This is a genomic window from Actinokineospora sp., assembly GCF_050699995.1.
Taxonomy (GTDB): domain Bacteria; phylum Actinomycetota; class Actinomycetes; order Mycobacteriales; family Pseudonocardiaceae; genus Actinokineospora.
The window spans coordinates 1-6441 of the sequence record NZ_JBOHGC010000019.1 but is presented as its reverse complement, the minus strand read 5'-3'; the positions used below and the strand labels follow the sequence as shown (position 1 = coordinate 6441).

Here is a 6441-nt window from a genome sequence, read left to right as displayed (position 1 = left end):
GCGAACCCGGGCAACCAGACGGGCACCGTGGGCACCGCGGTCAACAAGACCAACACCGCGTCCGGCGGCACCTCGCCGTACACCTGGTCGGCCACCGGTCTCCCGGCCGGGCTGTCGATCAGCTCCTCGACCGGCACCATCACCGGAACCCCGACCGCGGCCGGCACGTCCAACGTGACCATCACCGCCACCGACAGCTCCAGCCCGGCGAAGTCCGGCACGGCCAACCTCACCTGGACCATCAACACCACCGGCGGCGGAACCTGCTCGGCGGTCACCAACGCCACCGACTTCTCCATCACCGACAACACCACCATCGAAAGCCCGGTCACGGTCTCCGGCTGCACCGGCAACGCCTCAGCCACCGCCAAGGTCGACGTCAACATCGTCCACACCTACATCGGCGACCTCACCGTCTCCCTCATCGCACCCGACGGCTCCGCCTACGTCCTGCACAACAAGACCGGCGCTGGCACCGACAACCTGGTCACCTCCTACACGGTGAACCTCTCCGGCGAAGCCGCCAACGGCGACTGGAAACTGCGAGTCAACGACTCCGGCCCCGGCGACAGCGGCAAACTCGACACCTGGACCCTCAACACCGGCTCCACCGGCGACCCCGGCACCTGCGCTCCCGCGAGCAACGGCACCAACGTCAACATCGCCGACAACACCACCGTCGAGAGCACCATCAACCTGTCCTGCACCGGCACCGCCTCGGCCACCAGCAAGGTCGACGTCGCCATCGTCCACACCTGGCGCGGTGACCTCGTCATCGACCTCGTCGCCCCCGACGGCTCGGCATACCGGTTGAAGAACTCCTCCAGCAGCGACTCAGCCGACAACGTCAACGCCGCCTACACGGTCAACCTGTCCTCGGAATCCCGCAACGGCGCCTGGAAACTACGCGTGCAGGACGTCGAGACCAACGACACCGGCTACATCGACAACTGGACCCTCACCACCTGATTCGACATGGAACGCCCGGCGACACCACTCGCCGGGCGTTCCGGTCGGCTTGCCTCGCGGTGTCAGCGCAGTCTGGTGGTCGCGCACCCGACTGTCGCCGAGGACGAACGCGAGCCGGTTCGCACCCGAGCGCAGGTAGACGCTCATGCCCATGCCTCCGTTGCCGAGGAACGGGCCCTGGTAGAAGGACGTGGGCACCGACTGCCACACCAGGTCCAGCGCCCCGAGGAAGTCCCGCCACCCGGTGCCCGCCGCGAGCCGGTCGTCGACCACGGCCCCGGCGGCGAACGCGGGCGACGCCCCCGTCATCACCATCGGCAGCGCGGCCGCGGCGACCGACCAGGACAGGAACGAGCGGCGGGGAAAGCGGTTCGGCATGGTCACTCCCACGGCAGCAGGCCGATTCATCCAATGTTCACAGGCGTGAACACGGCTTCGGTGTGAAATTTGCCGCATGAGTGGCGGATAGATCCGATCTTTGCGCAAGACCCACTACTTGGTGCCGATGACGACGGTCGCGCCCACGTCCTCGCAGTCGACCACCCGAGGCGTCAATCCATCGCGCAGGAACGCGTCGGCCGTGGACGGCGCCTGGTGTTCACTGGTCTCGATGAGGAGGTGGCCGCCGGGTGCGAGCCACCGCGTCGCCGCGGCGCTGACCCGGCGCTGGATCGCGAGACCGTCGACGCCGCCGTCGAGGGCGTGGCGGGGTTCGTGGATGCGCGCTTCCGGCGGCATGAGGACGATCGCCTCGGTCGGGACATAGGGGGCGTTGGCGACCAGGACATCGACGCGGCCGCGGAGGGACGACGGCAGCGGTTCGTACAGGTCTCCCACGTAGACCGCGCCGCGGACGTTGCGGCGGGCGCACGCCACGGCCGCCGGGTCAATGTCGACGGAATGCAGGTCCACACCGCGGACAGCGGCGGACACGGCGGCGCCGACAGCGCCCGAGCCGCAGCATAAATCGACGACGACGGCACCCGGCCTCGCCAGTTCGGCGGCTTGGTGGGCAAGGAACTCGGTGCGACGGCGGGGGACGAACACGCCTGGGTCGACGGCGATGCGCAGACCGCGAAACTCCGCCCAGCCCAGCACCTGTTCGAGCGGCTCCCCCGCGACCCGGCGGGCGAGCATCGCGGCGAGGTCGACGGGCGTGGCGGCGGTGGTGACGAGGAGGTGTGCCTCGTCCTCGGCGAAGACACAGCCCGCGGAACGAAGCGTGGTGACGATCGGGGACGACATGGAACGCCTTTCGGGGATGCCGACGGGCGCTCTCGCGGTCACCGAACCCGGTGGACCCCGCGGTCGTGGGAGGAGAGCACCCGACCTGACCTGACGGTCATGGGTTCCCACCTCCTCCGGTCGTCCGACACCAGCGACGCCACCCTACTCGATGTTGCGCTGCAGGGGGTTCGAGGTCCATGATGAACAGGCGTTCACACAGGGGAGACCATGGAGACGATCAACACCGGCCAGGCCGAAGCGTGGAACGGGTATGAGGGACGGCACTGGGCCGATCACCACGACCGCTACAACGCGATCAACCGGGAGTTCAACCCGGCCGTGCTCGACTTGATCGGCCCCGGCGACCGCGTCCTCGACATCGGCTGCGGGGCGGGCCAACTCACCCGGCTCGCCGCTGTCCGCGGTGATGGGGCGATGGGGCTCGACCGATGCTCGACCGGGCACGGGCGGTCGCGACCGAGGAGGGAATCGACAACGTCACGTTCGTCCGGGGCGACGCGCAGGTGTTCGCGTTCACCCGGGAGTTCTCGCCGCGGTCATCGGCGCGGCCAAGCAGCTGCCGTGGATCAACGACGAGCCCGGCGACGCCGGCCCGCTGTCGATGAGCGATCCTGATGTCGTGCGCGGAATCCTGGAGAAGGCGGGCTACACCGACCTCGCGATCGACCCGGTCGACGCCGACCAGGTATGGGGCCGCGACGCCGCCGACGCGGGCGCGTTCCTCGCCGACTGGGGCCCGGTCCGGTTCAACCTGGGCAACGCGGGGCCGGAGGTCGCCGACGCGGTCCGCGCCGAATTCACCGAGTCGATGCGCCGATTCGAAACCCCCGACGGCGTACGCCTGCGCGGCGCGGCTTGGCGGATCCAGGCGGTGCGCGCCTGATGGCCCCGCGCAAGGTGGCGGCAGCGGGCGACCAAACCCTGCGCGAACACCTGATCACCACCGCCGAACGACTCCTCGCCCGCCGCGGCGCCACCCCGACCGTGCGCGAGATCGCTCAGGAGGCCGGGGTGGCGACCGGAGTCCTCTACAACCACTTCGCCGACAAGGAAGACCTGCTCGCTCTCGCCTTGCACACCCACGTCCGCTCGGTCGAGGCCACCCTGGGCGCCCCGCCCGAGCCGGGCGCGGACGCGGTCGAGTCGGCCCTGACCGCGTTCGTCGAGCGCGGCCTCGCGCTGCACGAGGCGATTCTGCCCGCGTTCACCGCGCTGCTCGCGCAGCCCGAGGTGCTGGTCCGCTTCCGAGCACTGACCAACCCCACCGCCGACGGACGCGGCCTACGCCAGGAACTCGCCGACTTCCTGCGCGCCGAACAGAGCCTCGGGCGGATCGACGCGGCCGCCGACCTCGACGCGGCCGCGACAATGATCATCGGCGCCTGTCACGAGGTGGTCCTCCCCCACCTCTACGGCGGCACCGAAGTCGTGGTCCCGGACGGGTTGGCCGCCACGGTGACCCGAACCGTCCTACACGGCATCGGAAGCCGACCCGCTACCTGAGCACGGAACGGTCCGTGGGTAACAAGGTCAGAGTCTCGACGCGATCGGACAGCGCCGGGCCCGGACCGAAGGTCACCAACACATGCTCACCAAGGCGAACCGGCAACGCGGGGAACGTGTTCTCGCTGTGCTCACCGCGGAACACCGCGAGAAACGGCTCGGCGGCGGCCTTCTCCGCGAGGTCCTCGCCCACCGGCGCGTCGAAGCAGTGGATCATCGCGGTGACCGGCGAGCCCGTGCGCGCGTCCGGCGCGAAGTCCCGAACCACCTTGAGCAGCAACACGTTGTCCGAGTCGATCATCGTGGCGTTCGCCGCGTCCCGGTGGGTCTTCCACACCGGGCCGCCGTAGAACGCCTCCAGCGCGGCCTTGCGCGCGGGCATGTCGGCGAACCCGCGCAACCACACGAACCGGTCCGGATCGCCTGCGTCCCGGAACAGGCCCGGCAGCGTCATCCCCAGAGCCAACTGCGGGTCGACGAACTCGCGCTCGAACAGGGAGATCAGCTCGTCGCGTCGACCTGCGTGCAGGGTGTACCGCCGGAGTTCGAAGATCATGCCCGCGAACCTAGGGCCTGTTTCATATGTCAGAGCCATTCGTTGATCGCCGCGATGGTGACCGTGGCTTCGTACCGAACGGCCAGCTTGTCGTACCTGGTGGCCACGGCACGGTTGCGCTTGAGCCGGTTGATGCCGCACTCCACCGCGTGCCGCTGCTTGTAGATTTCCTTGTCGAAGGCGGGCCGTCGCCCACCGCGTCGGCCCCGGTTCTTGCGATGGCGAATCTGATCGGCCTTCTCCGGGATCGTGCATCGGATGCCACGCCTGCGCAGGTAGGCCCGGTTGGCGCGAGAACCGTATGCCTTATCACCCAGCACCCGGTTCGGACGAGTCCGCGGCCCGCCCCGGCCGGCACGGGGCACGCTGATCCGGTTCAATACGGTCTGGAACTGCGGCGAGTCACCCCGCTGACCGGCCGTGACCACCAGCGACAACGGCTTCTGACCCTGCTCGGTGGCCAGGTGCAGTTTCGTGGTCAGCCCGCCCCGCGACCGGCCGATCCCGTGGTCGTCCGGTTCGACGTCGACTCCGCCCGGCGGTTCACGCTGGTCAGCCCCTTTTTTCGCGCGCCAGCGGCGTGCTGGTGCGCGCGAGTGACCGTGGAGTCCACGCTCACATCCCAGGTGATCAAGCCCTTCGCATCGGCCTGGGCCTGCAACTGCGTCAAGATCTGTTTCCAGGTCCCGTCGCGTTGCCACCGCCGGAACAGGCCGTACACAGTCTGCCAAGGCCCATACCGCTCAGGTAGATCTCGCCATTGGACACCCGTGCGCACCCGAAACCGAATCCCATCGATGAGCTGCCGTTTCGGGTGCGTAGGAGGCCGTCCTGACTTCTTTCCCTTGGGCAGCAAAGGCTCCAGCTTGACCCACTGCTCGTTCGTCAGATCACCACGTCCCACACGAAGATCATCCCACCCCGAGATCAACTTCTGAAACAGGCCCTAGGACCTAGCGACGAGCCTGTTGGCGGTGTTCGTGCTGGAGACCACCATCCGCCGCTCGGTGCGCTGGGTCTCGCGCAGCGCCGACGACCGGGACGCGCCCGCGTCGAGGACCGCGCGCAGGACGGGCTGTTCGGTGGCGAGTCGGGCCCGGGCCTGGTGCCTCGATGGCCTGGTCGAGTCTCGCGGCGAGGGTGGTGGTCCAGCGCTCCTGCAGCGCCAGCAGCACCCCGTCGACGGTGCCGAACAGGCGCCGGGCGTCGGGGATGTCGTCGAGCACCGGCGGGGCGGTCGGGTCGTGCCGCGCCCGCCGCAGCACGGCGTCGAGAACGGCCTTGCGTGCGTGCGTCTCTGCCCACGACATCGTCCACCTCCGGGGAGTTCGGCTGACGGCTCGACACTATGGGCGCGGGTGGCCCGCCGTCGCCGTGCTGGGGGCGGGATTGCGTCTCCACCCGTGGGCGGAGATCCGCCCCTCCTCGGGAACGATGTGGCGGGCCGGTCTGCGCCGTAATCTGGGCCCGTGACGCTTGTCGACCGGATGCGGGCACGGGTGGCCCGGAGCGGGTACGGCTACCCGCTCTGGATGGCGCTGACCGTGTCGGTGGGCGCGCTGGCGGCCGCCGCCGCGGCGGTTGTCCAGCGCGACGCGGTCGTCCCGCCGAAGTGGGCGCTGGTGTGGGCGTTGATCGCCGTGTGCCCGGTGCTCTTCGATCTGGTCACCGGCGGGAAGGTGCCACGGCCGCTGATGGCGGTCCTCGCCGTCGCGGGCGTGTCGCTGCTGCTCATCGAACCGGTCGGGTCCGACTTCGCGCCGTTCATCCTGGTCATCCTGGCCGCCGAGGTGGCGGCCACGGCGACGCTGCCGGTCAGCGTGGTCGCCGCGGTCTGCATGCTGGCGACGGTCGTGGTTCCCGCCGCGACGGGCCGGTTGGCGGGAGCGCCGCTGTACGCCACCGCGATCGTGATCGGCTGGACGGTCGGGTTCGTCGTCCTCACCCAGCTTCGGCTGCTGCGACAGGAGCGCGCCGCCCAGGCGAGCCGGGCCGAGCAGGCCGCCACCGGTGAGCGGCAGCGGATCGCACGGGAAGTCCACGACGTCATCGCGCACTCGTTGAGCGTCACACTGCTGCACCTGACCGCCGCCCGGCGCGCGCTGCAGCAGGACGAGGACCTCGACGAGGCGGTGGCCGCGCTGACCGACGCCGAGCGGCAGGGC

The 6441-nt window shown here is 69.8% G+C and carries 10 protein-coding genes; 5 read left to right on the top strand and 5 right to left on the bottom strand.

Annotated elements, in window-relative coordinates:
• Window positions 1-969, top strand: a 969-nt coding sequence (locus ACRDSQ_RS01215; protein ID WP_431418003.1) for a proprotein convertase P-domain-containing protein, incomplete at its 5' end; no start/stop codon positions are given.
• Here the strand turns inward: ACRDSQ_RS01215 and ACRDSQ_RS01210 are convergent.
• Window positions 904-1347 (bottom strand): hypothetical protein, encoded by a 444-nt coding sequence (locus ACRDSQ_RS01210; protein ID WP_431418001.1) that lies wholly within the window; start codon window positions 1345-1347, stop codon window positions 904-906. The genes ACRDSQ_RS01215 and ACRDSQ_RS01210 overlap by 66 nt on opposite strands.
• Window positions 1348-1461: 114 nt before the next feature.
• Window positions 1462-2214, bottom strand: coding sequence for a putative protein N(5)-glutamine methyltransferase (locus ACRDSQ_RS01205; protein WP_431417999.1), 753 nt, complete (start codon window positions 2212-2214; stop codon window positions 1462-1464).
• A 210-nt stretch (window positions 2215-2424) separates the two neighbouring features.
• Here ACRDSQ_RS01205 and ACRDSQ_RS01200 point away from each other — a divergent pair, with 210 nt between their 5' ends.
• From ACRDSQ_RS01200 to ACRDSQ_RS01190, 3 genes are read left to right on the top strand one after another with little or no spacing between them, the layout of a single operon-like run.
• Window positions 2425-2832, top strand: coding sequence for a methionine biosynthesis protein MetW (locus ACRDSQ_RS01200; protein ID WP_431417998.1), 408 nt, complete (start codon window positions 2425-2427; stop codon window positions 2830-2832).
• Window positions 2819-3100, top strand: coding sequence for a hypothetical protein (locus tag ACRDSQ_RS01195; protein ID WP_431418005.1), 282 nt, complete (start codon window positions 2819-2821; stop codon window positions 3098-3100). The genes ACRDSQ_RS01200 and ACRDSQ_RS01195 overlap by 14 nt, the downstream gene beginning before the upstream one ends.
• Window positions 3100-3720, top strand: coding sequence for a TetR/AcrR family transcriptional regulator (locus tag ACRDSQ_RS01190; RefSeq protein ID WP_431417996.1), 621 nt, complete (start codon window positions 3100-3102; stop codon window positions 3718-3720). The genes ACRDSQ_RS01195 and ACRDSQ_RS01190 overlap by 1 nt, the downstream gene beginning before the upstream one ends.
• Here ACRDSQ_RS01190 and ACRDSQ_RS01185 read toward each other — a convergent pair.
• The 3 genes from ACRDSQ_RS01185 to ACRDSQ_RS01175 all read right to left on the bottom strand — a co-directional run bounded on the left by ACRDSQ_RS01185 (window position 3713) and on the right by ACRDSQ_RS01175 (window position 5586).
• Window positions 3713-4276 (bottom strand): NIPSNAP family protein, encoded by a 564-nt coding sequence (locus ACRDSQ_RS01185; RefSeq protein ID WP_431417995.1) that lies wholly within the window; start codon window positions 4274-4276, stop codon window positions 3713-3715. The genes ACRDSQ_RS01190 and ACRDSQ_RS01185 overlap by 8 nt on opposite strands.
• A gap of 29 nt (window positions 4277-4305) precedes the next feature.
• Window positions 4306-5180 (bottom strand): IS5 family transposase gene (locus ACRDSQ_RS01180; RefSeq protein ID WP_431417993.1). Its coding sequence is split into 2 segments (ribosomal slippage): window positions 4306-4790 and window positions 4790-5180, totalling 876 coding nucleotides; the frame shifts between segments, so codons are not numbered across the junction.
• A gap of 49 nt (window positions 5181-5229) precedes the next feature.
• The gene (locus ACRDSQ_RS01175; protein ID WP_431417991.1) at window positions 5230-5586 is read right to left on the bottom strand and encodes a hypothetical protein; all 357 of its coding nucleotides are present in this window, start codon (window positions 5584-5586) and stop codon (window positions 5230-5232) included.
• A 159-nt stretch (window positions 5587-5745) separates the two neighbouring features.
• Between ACRDSQ_RS01175 and ACRDSQ_RS01170 the strand changes: the two genes are divergently transcribed.
• Window positions 5746-6441 (top strand): histidine kinase (locus ACRDSQ_RS01170; RefSeq protein WP_431417990.1); only part of this gene is annotated, 696 nt, incomplete at its 3' end.

Excerpts from the sequence above, each read along its gene's own strand:
- ACRDSQ_RS01205 (WP_431417999.1), bottom strand. The coding sequence starts at position 2,214 with ATGTCGTCCCCGATCGTCACCACGCTTCGTTCCGCGGGCTGTGTCTTC.
- ACRDSQ_RS01195 (WP_431418005.1), top strand. The coding sequence starts at position 2,819 with ATGAGCGATCCTGATGTCGTGCGCGGAATCCTGGAGAAGGCGGGCTAC.
- ACRDSQ_RS01185 (WP_431417995.1), bottom strand. The coding sequence starts at position 4,276 with ATGATCTTCGAACTCCGGCGGTACACCCTGCACGCAGGTCGACGCGAC.
- ACRDSQ_RS01175 (WP_431417991.1), bottom strand. The coding sequence starts at position 5,586 with ATGTCGTGGGCAGAGACGCACGCACGCAAGGCCGTTCTCGACGCCGTG.
- ACRDSQ_RS01190 (WP_431417996.1), top strand. The coding sequence starts at position 3,100 with ATGGCCCCGCGCAAGGTGGCGGCAGCGGGCGACCAAACCCTGCGCGAA.
- ACRDSQ_RS01210 (WP_431418001.1), bottom strand. The coding sequence starts at position 1,347 with ATGCCGAACCGCTTTCCCCGCCGCTCGTTCCTGTCCTGGTCGGTCGCC.
- ACRDSQ_RS01200 (WP_431417998.1), top strand. The coding sequence starts at position 2,425 with ATGGAGACGATCAACACCGGCCAGGCCGAAGCGTGGAACGGGTATGAG.